This is a genomic window from Azospirillum sp. B2RO_4 (assembly GCF_051124815.1).
Classification (GTDB): domain Bacteria; phylum Pseudomonadota; class Alphaproteobacteria; order Azospirillales; family Azospirillaceae; genus Azospirillum.
The window spans coordinates 634,760-648,018 of sequence record NZ_CP118486.1 but is presented as its reverse complement, the minus strand read 5'-3'; the positions used below and the strand labels follow the sequence as shown (position 1 = coordinate 648,018).

Genomic DNA, 13,259 nt, shown 5'->3' with positions numbered 1-13,259 from the left:
CTTTTCAGCACGGTGAAGCCAGACCGCGGAGTCCGGGTTCCTTACGCCCCTGTCTGGCCGTGCTGACGGTCCTGGCGCTGCCGGTACAACTGGACGGCGTCTCCTGGCGGTCGGGTGTGCTGCTTGCCGGAACCGTGCAGGGGGAGGAAGGTCGGGAGGATGGCGGGGCGGGCAGCACGCTGGACTCCTGGCTCGTCGTGCGGGAGAAGCCGCCGGCCAACTCCCTGCCACCCACTGCCCCGCCGGCGGACGCCGTCGCCACGCGCACGATGGTGATCCCCAAACGGGACGAGCCCAAGGGCGGTGTGGCCAAAGTGGACGGAGCGGAGACCGACTGGCGGCTGATGCCGTTCATTGCCGCCCAGGCCTCCGGCAACGGGGCGGGGCAGCCGATCCTGCTGTCCATCGCCGTCACCGCCCCCTATGGCCAGCCGAACCCGCAACATGAAGCGATCACCTATGTGCTGATCGACAATCTGCCGGCGAAGGCCAGCCTTTCGAACGGCGAGCGGGGAGCGGACGGTGCGTGGAAGGTGCAGTTGGAAGGGCTGCGCGACCTGACCATGACCCTGCCGCCGGACATCTCCGATCCGGTGTCTCTGCACATCACGGCGGTGACCGACCATGGCGGCGGCGTGGTCGCCAGACAGGCGGTGACCCTGGCGATCCCGCTCACCGAAGCGGTCGCATCCGCCGAACCGCCGGTGTCGGACACGCCTCCGCCGGCGCAAGGGGGCTCATCGCAGACCATGGAGCAGACCGTGGCGGCGACCGTGCCGGATGCGGAACCGATGGGATCGGGAAGCGCCGCATCACCGGCAACACAGGACCCGCCGCAAAGCGAAACCGTGGCGAGCGAGGCCGCACCCGATCCGGCCCCTGTCAAATCGCCGGATCGGGAGATCGACGCCGCCCCCGAAGTGACGGTGCAGGCGGTTGTTCAGGAGTCCGTCGCCGCGCCTCCCATACCAGAGCCGCCGGTCACCACCGCCGCCCTTCCGGCCGCGCCGGTGGTGGCCGCCCCGCCCCCTCCCCCACCGCCGCAGCAGCAGCGCGAGGTGGCGGTGCAGCGTCCGCCCAAGCTGCCGTCGGGCATTCCCGAGGCGGCACTGATGAAGCGGGGCGACGACCTGTTCGCCCAGGGCGATCTGGCGGGCGCGCGGCTCTATTACGAGATGCTGGCCGCGACCGGCAATGCGAAGGCGGCCTTCGCGCTCGGCCGGACCCACGATCCGCTTGTCCATGAGCGGCTGCATGTCCGCGGGCTTCCGCCCGATCCGGAGCAGGCGGCCTCCTGGTACCGGCGGGCGGTCGCCGCCGGCAGCGGCGACGCCGAACAGCAATTGAAGAAACTGACCGACTGGCTCGCCGGCAAGTCCAGATAGCCGGGCGCAGGCGGAGCCATCGAGGGGGGAGCATCATGAAGGCATCGGTCGCCCATATTCTTCATTTTGGCCGTATTCTTCGTTTGGGCCGCATGCTCGTGCTGGGAGCATGCATCGCCGGCGGCGCGATGGCGGGAGCCGGCACGGCGTCGGCCGCCGATGCGCGCGGCGTCAACGCCAACAGCGGAACCGTCGGCATCGTGTCGGGCGGGGTCGAGGGCACCTACGTGCGGATCGCCGCCGATCTGGCGTCGGTGCTGGACGACGGCGACACGCTGCGCGTCCTGCCGATGCTGGGCAAGGGCTCGGTCCAGAACCTGAAGGACATCGTGCTGCTGAAGGGGATCGACGTCGGCATCGTCCAGTCGGACGTTCTCGCCTATGCCAAGCGCGAAAGGCTTCTGCCCAATCTCGACCGCCGGATCAAATACATCGCCAAGCTCTACAACGAGGAAATGCACATCCTCGCCGGCCCCGAGGTGACGCGGATCGAGGATCTGGCAGGCCGCAAGGTCAATGTCGACGTGCAGGGAAGCGGGACCAGCATGACCGCCTCGCTGATCTTCGACATGCTGGGCATCAGGGTGGAGCCGCAGGCGGACGACCAGGCCCTGGCCCTGGAGAAGCTGCGCCGGGGCGAGATCGCGGCGATGGCCTATGTCGCCGGCAAGCCGACCCGGCTGTTCCGCGACCTGAAAGGGAATGACGGGCTGCATTTCCTGTCGATCCCGATGAGTGCCGCCCTGCTCGACACCTATCTGCCGTCGCGGCTGACCAGCGCCGACTATGAGGGGCTGATCAAGCCCGGCGAACAGGTCGACACCGTGGCGGTCGGCGCGGTGATGGCGGTCTATGGCTGGGACCGCGACGTGGACCGCCACCGCAAGGTCGCCCGCTTCGTCGACGCCTTCTTCAGCAGGTTCGACGAGTTCCTGAAGCCGCCGCGCCATCCGAAATGGAAGGAGGTCAATCTGGCGGCCGACGTGCCGGGCTGGACCCGCTTCGAGCCGGCCGAGCAGTGGCTGCGTCAGGCATCGGCGGGAAAGGAAACGCAAACCGCCGCGAGGAAGGAGGAGTTCCGCAGCTTCGTCGAACAGCGCGGAATCCCGCCCCAGCAGGCGGAGAAGCTGTTCGAGCAGTTCCTGCTGTGGCAGGCGCGGTCCCCGCAATAGGGGGCGGTCAGGGCGACGGGTGATCCTCCGACGTCTCGTCCGGCAAAGGCGGAACGGCGCCGCGGTCGGCGGCCGATGCGGCATAGACCGCCCGCCTCGCCGCGTTCAGCGAGCCGAGGGGTTCATGCGCCGCCAGGGCGTTCCACGGGTTGAAGGTGATGCGCTCGCCGGCGGCCAGGCCCGCCGCCGGATCTTGCGGGGGCAGCTCCAGGCGGGCGACCCGGATCAGCGGTCCGCGCCACGGCGTGCCGGCGCTGTCGAGCGGATCGTCCTCCCCCTGGCGCGGCTGGATCAGGAAATCGAAGGAAAGCGGTCCCCGGTTCAGTCTGGCCTGCAGCCGTTCGGCGAAGTTGCCGCCGGGCCGGCGGCGGGCCCGCGCGATGGGAGGGACCGGACGGCATTGGAACTTCATCGCCCCCTCGCCCAGCCGATAGGGGGTGACGCCGTGATAGGTCAGCGCGGCGAGGTCGCGGCCGAACAGGGTCTCGCGGAGATGGGCAAGCGCGGTGTCCAGCATCAGCGCCGCGTAATGCCAGCGGATCCGCCGGGGATTAAAACCGGGAACGAGGTAGGAGGGCGCGACCAGCCGCAGCGGGGTGATCTCGCCGATGCCGTCGATGGCGGTGAAGAAGCGCAGCGCCTCGTCCGCGTCGCGGGACGGCGTGCGCGGCTGGTCGGTCATCAGGAAATCCTGCCGGCCGGGCGGCGCGCCCGCGCACACCGGCCCCGGAACGCCCGACAGCCTGATCGCCATGCCGCGCGCGTCCGGCAGGCGGTCGTCGTCCAGCAGGCCGCTCGAAAAGCGGACCAGTGCCGGATAGCTGCCGGGAACGGCGAACAGACCCTGGCGCAGGGCCGGATCGTCGGGCGGCTCCACCCGGAAGATCCCCTGAAGGCAGCCATGAGCCTTTTCATGGAACAGGCGCGCCAGCGAACCGTCCGGCCGCCGCCGCTGGAAGTTACGGCGGAGAAGCGGGACGAACGGGCAGCCGGCTTGGGAGACAGGCGCGGTCATCGCCCGTATCCCAGCAGGTCCAGCCCCGGCGCGCAGGCGTCGGTCAGGGCGCGCAACTGGTCCGGCGGCAGACCGGTGAAGCGCGGCTTCGCCGGGCGCGGGATCGGGGACACGGCGTCGAGCCATCCTTCGTCCTCCAGCGACGGATCGACGAAGCGGATCAGCCGGCGCAACTCGTCGCGCGGCGAGTTCTGCAGATCCTCGATGCGGACGGTCAGCAGGCGGTCGGGCGGCAGAGTGCGCAGCACCGCGTCGCCGGTCTCGATCAGCTGGCTCCACAGCCGCCCGAACTCGGCGAGCGGCAGGCCTTCGCGGTCCAGCCGGCCGGTGTCGAGCAGGCGGAGCATCAGGCGGTAGCCCAGCGCCTCGGCATGGCCGACCGTCGGCGACAGGGCGCGCGCCCAGGGGTTGAGGCCGACACGCCGGCAGGCAAGCGACAGCCCGGCGAGGACGCGGAAATTATGGTGTTGGGCCATCGACATCGCGGTGTCGCGGCCGTCGCGGAAGACATGGATCACCCGCGCATCGGGAAACAGGCGCAGCAGTTTGGCGGCCAGCATCAGCGAGCCGCCCGACCGCTCGATCCAGACGCGCCGGCCGAACCGGCCCCGCAGATGCTCGAAGAACGCCCGGTACTGGTCGGCCAAGGGCCGGCGCGGCCAGGACGGCACCTCCGCCGCCAGCTGGTCGTACAGCGCCTCGTAATCCGGCGTCAGGTGCGGCAGCGACACCGCCATCACCGGCGGCATGGTCTGGGCGGTGAAGCGCTGCCCCGGCTTGTCGTAGGGGTAGAGCGCCTCGTCCACCACCCGGCCGGCGCGCAGGGTGGCGCGCATCGCCGGTCCCTGCTCGCTCAGCAGCCGCCAGAACCGCGCGCCGTCTGGATTTTTCCAGATGAACGCCTCCTGCCCCAGCGGAACGAAGAATTCCGACAGGCTGAGGATATCCCGATGCCGGTTGAGCAGATCGGACAGCATGGTCGAACCGCAGCGCCCGGTGCTGAGCACCAGAACCGGGGCGATGGGGCGGCCGGCAGCCGCAGATACGGTCAAAGCGGCGCATCCTTCTCGGCGTGGAGCTTTTCCGGCATGCGGTAGCTGATCCCGGCGGGGTCGTGGAAGGAGACCTCCAGCATGCGCTGGAACTGGCCGGCGCGGCGGCGGCGGCCGAGTGCCGGCACCAGCCCGTAGAGCAGGCGCTCCATCCGGTTGGTCCAGCGCAGCAGCGCCAGCGCGCCCATGCCGCTGAGGCGGTGCGACTTCGGGTAGCGGAGCCGGTCGGCCAGCGCATCGCCGATCAGGGCGCGCGAGATGGTGTAGATGCGCTTCGTCAGTGCCTTGCGCGCCTTGGGATCGGCGATGCCGGCGACAATCGGCGCGGAGTTGATCAGGCCGTTGGCGAGCAGGATGGATTCCAGATCCGGCGGCGGCTCGCACAGGGTGCCGATGCGATGGATGCGCAGCGCCTCCTCCTGGTCGGCGAAGAGCAGTTCGGGATCGACCCCCATCAGCCAGCCGGAATAGCGCCAGATCATCATGAAGGACGCCCGCTCCTCCGCCGTCAGCGCGACGCCCAGCATGGCGGCGCGCTGCAGCAGCAGGCCGGAGAAGGCGGCGGTGGCGTAGGCGATGTGGGCGGAGCTGAGCGGGGTGCCCCAGGCTTCGAGGTCCCATTCGTCGGAGTTGCTCAGCAGATGGCGGACGCGGGCGTGGATCAGGCGGATGCGCACCGACAGCCTCCAGCCCTCGCCCCGGCGGTCCAGCCCGCCCGGCATGAAGATCTCGACCAGATGCAGGTTGTTCTGCTTCAGCCGGCGCACCCCCTGGTCGACGAGACGGCCGGTGATGCTGAAGGATTTCGAGATGCGGGTGGAGAAGCCTTCGATCAGGACCGCGCCGACGAAGGCGCCGAGGAACATTTCGGAATGGCGGTGGAAGGCGCGGCAGCCAAGACCGGCGGCCTTGGGATCGAACCAGTCCGGCACCTGCTCAATGTCGGCGAAGAAGGCGCGCACGGCGTCCGGCGCATCGGCGAGGGCGGCGGGACCCTCCTCGATGCCGCGCCGCATCCACTCGCGCTGCTGCGCGGCGGGATGGCGCTGGAACTCCGCCACCAGGGCGTCGGCAGCCGGGTCGCCGATGGTCATGTGGCGGACGTACCGCTCCGCCATGACTGGGTCGATGGGCGTCGCGGCGGCGAGGCCGGAACGGTAGTCGGTCGGAATGCTCATGCCGCCTTGCCTGTGCGAAAGAGGTGCGGCGGCGATTGTGGACAGGCAGCGGAGCGGGCGCAACCTCCCATGTCCCGGCGGGAGGCAAGCGCGAAGGCCCGGTCAGGCGGCTCCTGGGCCGGGAACCGCACCCGGCGGGCATTTGCCGAGGATGATCATGCCCAGCACCTCGTCCTTGGTCACGTCGGACACGCGGGCGGTGCCGACCAGCTTGCCGTTCTTCATCACATGGATGCGGTCGGCCAGATCGAACACATCGTGGATGTCGTGGGAGATCAGGAAGATGCCGATGCCCTCCTGCTTCAGCTGCTTCACCAGTTCGCCGACCTGCTGGGTTTCGGCGGGGCCGAGGGCTGCGGTCGGCTCGTCCATGATGAGGACGCGGGCGTCGAAATGGATGGCGCGGGCGATGGCGACAGACTGGCGCTGGCCGCCGGACAGCGCCTTGACCGGTTCCTTGAAACGGCGGAAATGCGGGTTCAGGCGGCCCATCACCTTGCGCGCCTCCGCCTCCATCGCGTGGTCGTCCAGCGTGCCCCAGGGGGTCAGCTTCTCGCGGCCCAGGAAGATGTTGGCGGCGGCGTCGACATTGTCGGCCAGCGCCAGCGTCTGGTAGATCGTCTCGATGCCGCAGCGCTTGGCGTCGCGCGGGCTGGAGATCTGGACCGGCTCGCCGTTCACCCGGATCTCGCCATGGTCGGCGGCATAGGCGCCGGACAGGATCTTGATGAGCGTCGATTTGCCGGCGCCGTTGTGACCGAGAAGACCGACCACCTCGCCGGGGTAAAGGTCGATGCTGACGCCGTCCACCGCCTTGATGCCGCCGAAGGCGATGGAGACGTCGCGCATCTCCACCAGCGGGCTTGTCGCGGCCTGGGGTTCCGCCATGGCAAGGCCGGTCATTTCATCCCCCTGCGATAGAGCGTGTCGATATAGACCGCGGCGACCAGCACGACGCCGACGACGATGTTCTGCATCGGCGCGTCCACCCCCAGCAGCACCATGCCGGACTGCAGGGACTGCATCACCATGGCGCCGAGCATCGCGCCCAGGATGGTGCCGACGCCGCCGGCCATCGAGGTGCCGCCGATGATCGCCGCGGCGATCACATACAGCTCGTCCAGCGTGCCGTTGGCGTTGGTGGCGGCGTTCAGCCGGGCGGTGGCGATGCAGGCGGACAGGCCGCACAGCGCCCCCATCAGCCCGAACACCATCACCAGGACCCGTTTGGTGTTGATGCCCGACAGCTCCGCCGCCTCCGGATTGCCGCCGAGCGCGAAGACATAGCGGCCGAAGCGGGTGCGCCGCGACAGGAAGGTCACCGCCACGCCGACCGCCAGCGCGATCAGCACCGGGATGGCGAAGCCGTGGGCGACCACAGGCAGGGTGCCGTCGGTCGCCAGCCCCTGCGCCTCCATCATCCGGCGCACCACCGGCATGGGCAGGGGATAGGCGTTGACCACCAGCACGGCGCCGGTGATGGCGGCGGCGACCAGCAGGATCACCACCCCTTCCGCCCACAAGGGCCGGACGGGGAAGCCGAAACCGGCCCGGCGCCGCCGCGTCATCACGATGGCGGCGACCGACAGCAGGATGGCGGCGATGCCGACCGCCCAGCTTGGCCCGGCGCCGATGGCGCCGTCGAAGCCGCCGCCCAGCCGTTTGAACAGCCCGTCCATCGGCGCCACCGTCTGGCCGGTCGTCACCCACCAGGCCGCGCCGCGCCAGACCAGCAGTCCGCCCAGCGTGACGATGAAGGACGACACGCCGAGATAGGCGATGACGGCGCCCTGCAGCGCCCCCACCGCCCCGCCGACGGCGATTGCCGCCAGCACCGCCACCACCCAGGTCAGCGGATTGTCGAAGCCCCAGATCTCCGGCAGGATGCGGGCCTGGAGCACGCCGACCACCATGCCGGTGAAGCCCAGGATCGAGCCGACCGACAGGTCGATGTTGCGGGTGACGATGACCAGCACCATGCCCGTCGCCATCACGGCGACCGACGCGGTCTGCACCGACAGGTTCCACAGGTTGCGCGGGGTCAGGAAGGCGCCGCCGGTCAGGATGTCGAAGCCGATCCAGACGACGGCGAGCGCCCCGATCATCCCGACCATGCGGGTGTCCAGCTCCAGCGCGCGCAGGGCGTCGCCGATGCCGGCCCGCCGTCCGGCCGGTGCCTCCGAGGAGGAGGGCGCCGGGGACAGGGTGGTGGACGGCTCCGCCATCAGTTGCAGGCCTTGACGCTGCCGGGCTTCACGCCCTGGCACACCACGTCCTTGGTCACCCAGCCGGCGTCGATCACCTGGCCCAGATTGTCCTTGGTGATGGCGATGGGGGTGAGGAACAGCGAGGTCATCTTCTGTTTCTTCGGGCCGCCGTCGAAGGTCGTGGCGCCGGGGATGTCGGTCATCTTCTTGCCGCCGGCGAGATCCATGGCGATCTCCGCGGCGCGGCGGCCGAGTTCGCGGGCGTCCTTCCACACCGAAACCGTCTGGGTGCCGAGCGCGATGCGGTTCAGCGCCGCCTTGTCGCCGTCCTGGCCCGACACCGGCACGGTCCCGGCCAAGCCCTGCGCCGCCAGCGCCGCGACGGCGCCGCCCGCCGTGCCGTCGTTGGAGGCGACCACGGCGTCGACCTTGTTGTTCGTCTTGGTCAGGATCTGTTCCATGTTCTGCTGGGCGATGGCGGGCAGCCATTTGTCGGTGTAGGCCTCGCCGACATTCTTCACGTCGCCGCGGTCGATGGCCGCCTTCAGCACCTCCATCTGGCCGGCGAACAGGAAGTCGGCGTTGGGGTCGGTGGAGCTGCCCTTGATGAAGGCGTAGTTGCCCTTGGGCTTCAGCGCGAAGACGCTGCGCGCCTGGAGCCGGCCGACCTCCTTGTTGTCGAAGGTGATGTAGAAGGCCGACGGGATTTCGATCAGCCGGTCATAGCCGACGACCGGGATGCCCTCGGCCGCGGCCTTCTCCACCGCCGGGCGGATGGCGTCGCTGTCCTGCGCCAGGATGATCAGCGCATTGGCGCCGCGCGAGATCAGCGATTCGATGTCGGAGAGCTGCTTGGCCGGGGAGGACTGGGCGTCGGCCGACAGGTATTTGCCGCCGGCCTTCTCGATGACGGCCTTGATCGCCGCCTCGTCGGTCTTCCAGCGTTCCTCCTGGAAATTGGACCAGGAGACGCCGACGGTGGTGCCGGCGGCGAGCGCGGCGGTGGAGGTCATGGTGGTGGCGGCGGCCAGCGTCAGGAACAGGCCGGCCATGGTGGCGGTGAGGCGGTGCTTCATCGTGTTTCCTCCCAGAGTGGCCGCATCGGGGGCGGCCTTGTTGATCGACGAAAGCAGATGGTGAAATCGGTCGAAGCTGTTGATTCTCCGTGGTCGGCCGTCATTCCCGCGAAGGCGGGAATCCAGCTTTCCCAATGGTTTCGTGATCGGGACGCCTGGATCCCCGCCTTCGCGGGGATGACGGCCGAGAACGTTGCGAATGATTGGAGGGACTGTCCCTCTCAGTTCAGACGTAGCGGTTGACGATGTTCTCCAGATACTCCTGCCGGCCGGAGCGCGGCTGCGGGTTGATGCCGCCGGTCAGCGCGCGGTCGGCCAGCGTGGCGAGGTCGCGCTTGCCGGACAGGATCGCCTGCCCCTCCGCGCCGTCCCAGCCGGCGTAGCGCTCGGCCAGCGGCTTGGTCAGGGCGCCGTCCTCCAGCATCTGCGCGGCCTGCAGCAGGGCGCGGGCGCAGGTGTCGATGCCGCCGATGTGGCCGTGCAGCAGGTCCGCCGGGTCGAGCGACTGGCGGCGGATCTTGGCGTCGAAATTCAGGCCACCGGTGGTGAAGCCGCCGCCCTTCAGGATGTCGTGCATCACCACGGTCAGCTCGCCGACGTCGTTGGCGAACTGGTCGGTGTCCCAGCCCAGCAGCGCGTCGCCCCGGTTCATGTCGAGCGAGCCGAAGATGCCGAGCGCCAGCGCCAGCGCCACCTCGTGCTGGAAGCTGTGGCCGGCGAGGATGGCGTGGTTCTGTTCGATGTTCACCCGCACGTCGGCCAGCAGGTCGTAGCGTTCCAGGAAGCCGTAGACGGTGGCGACGTCGAAGTCGTACTGGTGCTTGGTCGGCTCGCGCGGCTTCGGTTCGATCAGGATCGGGCCGTCGAAGCCGATCCTGTGCTTGTGCTCCACCACCATCGCCAGGAAACGGCCCATCTGGTCCAGCTCGCGCCTCAGGTCGGTGTTCAGCAGCGTCTCATAGCCCTCGCGCCCGCCCCACATGACATAGTTGGCGCCGCCCAGCGCATGGGTCGCCTCCAGCGCGGCGCGGACCTGACCGCAGGCATAGAGGAAAACGTCGGGGTCCGGGTTGGTCGCCGCCCCGGCCATGTAGCGGCGGTTTGAGAACAGGTTGGCGGTGCCCCACAGCAGCCGGACCTTGGCGGTCTCCATCTTCGCCGCGAACAGCTCGGTCACTGCCTTCAGATTGTCGACGCTCTCGGCCAGCGAGTCACCTTCGGGCGCGGCGTCGAGGTCGTGGAAGCAGAAATAGGGGATGTCGAGCAGGCGGAACATCTCGAAGGCGACATCCGCCTTGGCGCCCGCCGCCTGCATCGGGTCGAGGCCGGGGCGCATCCACGGGCGCTGGAAGGTCTCGCCGCCGAAGGGGTCGCCGCCCGGCCAGCAGAAGCTGTGCCAGTAGCAGGCGGCCAGCCGCAGATGGTCCTCCATCCGCTTGCCCAGCACCACGCGGTCCTTGTCGTACCAGCGGTAGGACAGCGGGTCGCGGCTGTCCGGTCCACGGTAGGTGACCGGGGACAGGTCGCCGAAGAAAGAGGCGGTGCTCAAGACGCGAACTCCTTGGCAAGGGGGTAGAGCCGGCGCCAGCGCAGCCACGCCTGGCTGTACGCCTCGGCGCGGGCCGGATCGGGGGTGAAGGTCTCAAGACGGCGGGGCTTGCGGCAGACGGTGGCGGGGGATTCCCCGGTCGCCGCCATGCGGCCGAGATGGGCGGCGCCCAGCGCGGCGCCGACCTCGCCATCCTCGATGCGGTGGATGGTGACGCCGATCGCGTCGGCGCAGATGCGCGCCCACAGCCGCGAGCGGGAACCGCCGCCGGCAAGGTCGAAGATTGTCGGGGCGCCAACTCCCAGCGCCACGAGGTTGTCGCGGGAGGCGAAGGCGACGCCCTCCAGCACCGCCTGGACCATGGCGTCGCGGCCGGTCTCCGCCGACAGGCCGGCGAACAGGCCGCGCACGGTGGCGTCGTTGTGGGGGGTGCGCTCGCCCGACAGGTAGGGCAGGAAGGCGACCGGCGAGGGGCCGTCCACCGCGTCGCCGAGCGGAGCCAGCAGCTCCGCCTCCGGCGCGCCGAGGGTGGAGGCGGCCCAAGCGAGCGAGGCGGCCGACGACAGCATGACGCCCATCTGGTGCCAGACGCCGGGTAACGCGTGGCAGAAGGCATGGACCGCCATCGCCGGGTTGGGCAGGAAACGGTCGGTCGTGCGCCACACCACGCCGGAGGTGCCGAGGCTGAGGAAACCGTCGTCGGGCGCGATGGCGCCGAGCCCGACGGCGCTGGCGGCGCAATCCCCTGCCCCGCCCGCCACCACCGGCGGCGTGGGCATGCCCCAGCGGCGGGCAAGGTCGGGCGACAGCCGGGCGACGGCGTCGGAGCCTTCGGCCAGATCGGGCATGTGGGCGCGGGTCATGCGGGTGGCGGCGAGCAGCTCGTCCGACCAGTCGCGCCGGGCCACGTCGAGCCACAGCGTGCCGGAGGCGTCCGACATCTCCTCCACCATCGCGCCGGTCAGGCGCCAGCGTACATAGGCCTTGGGCAGCAGGACCTTGGCGAGGGCGGCGAAGACCTCATGCTCCTCCTCCGCCACCCACAGCAGCTTGGGCGCGGTGAAGCCGGGCATGGCGATGTTGCCACTGATGGACCGCAGCGTCGGGAGGCTTTCCTCCAGCGTCGCGCATTGGCGGTGGGAGCGGCCGTCGTTCCACAGGATGGCGGGGCGCAGCACCCGGTTGTCGGCGCCCAGCAGCACCGCGCCGTGCATCTGGCCGGAGAAGCCGATGCCGATCACGGCGGCGAGATCCGCCGGTTGGCGTTCGGCCAGCTCGTCCACCGCGGCGATGGCGGCGGCGACCCAGTCCTCCGGCTCCTGCTCCGACCACAGCGGATGCGGGCGGGAGACGGTGCAGGGGCGGGACGCGCTGCCGGCGACGGCCCCGTCGGCGTCGGTCAGAACCGCCTTGACGCTCGACGTGCCGATGTCGATCCCGAGAAACATGACTGTCGACCTTATCTATGATGCCCGTCAGGCTTTGATGTCTTTCAGGGCAGGTTGTCGCGCAGGATGACCTGGACCCGGATGTGCTCCTGCGCCGCGACGATCTCCTGGCCGGTGACCAGGGCGTGGAGCACCCGCGCCATCGAGCGCGCCTCGTGCCCCGGATCCTGGGCGACCAGGGCGGCGAAGGTGCCGTCCAGCAGCATGCGGCGGGTGGCGGGGGTCAGTTCGTGCCCGACGCAGAGGATCTTGCGGGCGAGTCCGGCCTCGGCCAGCGCCTCGCCGATGCCGACGGAGCCTTCGCCGGTGTTGTAGATCGCCACCAGATCCGGCGTGTCGGCCAGCATGCGGCGGACCAGATCGCGGTTGCGCTCCGGATCGTCGCGCCCCTCCACCGGGATCAGGCGGGCGAGGTGGGGATATTCCTCCGCCAGCACCTGCCCGAAGCCGAAACGGCGCTCGGCATGGTCGCGCAGGCTGCCCGACCCGGTGACGATGCCGACCGCGCCGCCCGGCTCGCCATTGCGCGGGGGCCCTAGGAAACGGCCGACCAGCGACCCGGCGGTGCGGCCGGCGGCGATGTTGTCGATGCCGACATAATGCTGGCGCCGCGACGTCGGGGCGTCCGACACCAGCGTCACCACCGCCATGCCGCCGTCCACCAGATCGTCGATGGCGGCGCGGATGCGCGGATGGTCGAGCGCCACCAGCGCCACCCCGTCGAAACGGCCCGGCAGGGTGGACAGCGCCGCCGCCAGGGTGTCGGCGTCGAACACGTCGGTCTCGACGATCTCCACCCCGATGCGGCGGGCGCGGAACCAGTCGGCCTGGGCGCGGATGTTGTCGGCGATGTCCATCATGAAGCGGTTGCCGCCGCCGGGCAGCACCACGGCGAAGCGCCAGGACCGTGCCCGCGCCAGCTCCGCCGCGGCGGCCAGCGGGCGGAAGCCCAGCCGCTGCACCGCCTCCTGCACCTTGGTCGCGGTCTTGGCGCTGACGCCGGGCCGGCCGTTGATCACCCGGTCGGCGGTGGCGAGGCTGACGCCCGCCGCGGCGGCCACGTCGCGCAGGGTCAGGGGTGCGTCGTTGGCTTGATTGTTCATGGCACGAACATATGCCTGCGTTTTGAGGTACGCAACTCAAAAACTGAGGTGTAGCTGGTGCTCTGAAAGTTTGT

Annotated in this window: 11 protein-coding genes; 2 read left to right on the top strand and 9 right to left on the bottom strand. The window is 69.9% G+C overall.

Translation table 11 applies throughout. From position 1 onward, the window contains the following. Positions 1-59: 59 nt before the first annotated feature. Positions 60-1,385, top strand: a complete 1,326-nt coding sequence (locus PWS46_RS16920) for a hypothetical protein (RefSeq protein WP_434620586.1) — start codon at positions 60-62, stop codon at positions 1,383-1,385. Positions 1,386-1,477: 92 nt separating this feature from the next. Then, positions 1,478-2,557, top strand: a complete 1,080-nt coding sequence (locus PWS46_RS16915) for a TAXI family TRAP transporter solute-binding subunit (protein ID WP_434620583.1) — start codon at positions 1,478-1,480, stop codon at positions 2,555-2,557. A 7-nt stretch (positions 2,558-2,564) separates the two neighbouring features. Here the strand turns inward: PWS46_RS16915 and PWS46_RS16910 are convergent, their stop codons facing one another. The 9 genes from PWS46_RS16910 to PWS46_RS16870 all read right to left on the bottom strand — a co-directional run bounded on the left by PWS46_RS16910 (position 2,565) and on the right by PWS46_RS16870 (position 13,185). Beyond that, positions 2,565-3,572, bottom strand: a complete 1,008-nt coding sequence (locus PWS46_RS16910; RefSeq protein WP_434620580.1) for a hypothetical protein — start codon at positions 3,570-3,572, stop codon at positions 2,565-2,567. Continuing rightward, positions 3,569-4,624, bottom strand: coding sequence for a sulfotransferase (locus PWS46_RS16905; RefSeq protein WP_434620577.1), 1,056 nt, complete (start codon positions 4,622-4,624; stop codon positions 3,569-3,571). Before PWS46_RS16905 ends, PWS46_RS16910 begins: the two co-directional genes overlap by 4 nt. After that, positions 4,621-5,802, bottom strand: a complete 1,182-nt coding sequence (locus PWS46_RS16900) for an oxygenase MpaB family protein (RefSeq protein ID WP_434620574.1) — start codon at positions 5,800-5,802, stop codon at positions 4,621-4,623. Before PWS46_RS16900 ends, PWS46_RS16905 begins: the two co-directional genes overlap by 4 nt. Positions 5,803-5,904: 102 nt before the next feature. Further along, positions 5,905-6,705, bottom strand: coding sequence for an ATP-binding cassette domain-containing protein (locus PWS46_RS16895; protein ID WP_434620572.1), 801 nt, complete (start codon positions 6,703-6,705; stop codon positions 5,905-5,907). Continuing rightward, positions 6,702-8,027, bottom strand: coding sequence for a sugar ABC transporter permease (locus PWS46_RS16890; RefSeq protein WP_434620569.1), 1,326 nt, complete (start codon positions 8,025-8,027; stop codon positions 6,702-6,704). The genes PWS46_RS16895 and PWS46_RS16890 overlap by 4 nt, the downstream gene beginning before the upstream one ends. Next, entirely contained in the window at positions 8,027-9,085 is a 1,059-nt protein-coding gene (gene xylF / locus PWS46_RS16885) for a D-xylose ABC transporter substrate-binding protein (RefSeq protein ID WP_434620566.1), read from the bottom strand. The genes PWS46_RS16890 and xylF overlap by 1 nt, the downstream gene beginning before the upstream one ends. Positions 9,086-9,311: 226 nt before the next feature. Beyond that, entirely contained in the window at positions 9,312-10,634 is a 1,323-nt protein-coding gene (gene xylA / locus PWS46_RS16880; RefSeq protein ID WP_434620563.1) for a xylose isomerase, read from the bottom strand. Beyond that, complete coding sequence (gene xylB / locus PWS46_RS16875) at positions 10,631-12,082, bottom strand: xylulokinase (RefSeq protein WP_434620560.1); 1,452 nt, start codon at positions 12,080-12,082, stop codon at positions 10,631-10,633. The genes xylA and xylB overlap by 4 nt, the downstream gene beginning before the upstream one ends. Before the next feature lie 44 nt (positions 12,083-12,126). Beyond that, positions 12,127-13,185: a LacI family DNA-binding transcriptional regulator gene (locus tag PWS46_RS16870; RefSeq protein ID WP_434620557.1), complete on the bottom strand. Its 1,059-nt coding sequence runs from the start codon at positions 13,183-13,185 to the stop codon at positions 12,127-12,129. Positions 13,186-13,259: the final 74 nt, after the last annotated feature.

Coding starts and splice junctions, on each gene's coding strand:
- PWS46_RS16915 (WP_434620583.1), top strand. CDS start 1,478: ATGCTCGTGCTGGGAGCATGCATCGCCGGCGGCGCGATGGCGGGAGCC.
- PWS46_RS16910 (WP_434620580.1), bottom strand. CDS start 3,572: ATGACCGCGCCTGTCTCCCAAGCCGGCTGCCCGTTCGTCCCGCTTCTC.
- PWS46_RS16900 (WP_434620574.1), bottom strand. CDS start 5,802: ATGAGCATTCCGACCGACTACCGTTCCGGCCTCGCCGCCGCGACGCCC.
- PWS46_RS16895 (WP_434620572.1), bottom strand. CDS start 6,705: ATGACCGGCCTTGCCATGGCGGAACCCCAGGCCGCGACAAGCCCGCTG.
- PWS46_RS16890 (WP_434620569.1), bottom strand. CDS start 8,027: ATGGCGGAGCCGTCCACCACCCTGTCCCCGGCGCCCTCCTCCTCGGAG.
- xylF (WP_434620566.1), bottom strand. CDS start 9,085: ATGAAGCACCGCCTCACCGCCACCATGGCCGGCCTGTTCCTGACGCTG.
- xylB (WP_434620560.1), bottom strand. CDS start 12,082: ATGTTTCTCGGGATCGACATCGGCACGTCGAGCGTCAAGGCGGTTCTG.
- PWS46_RS16870 (WP_434620557.1), bottom strand. CDS start 13,185: ATGAACAATCAAGCCAACGACGCACCCCTGACCCTGCGCGACGTGGCC.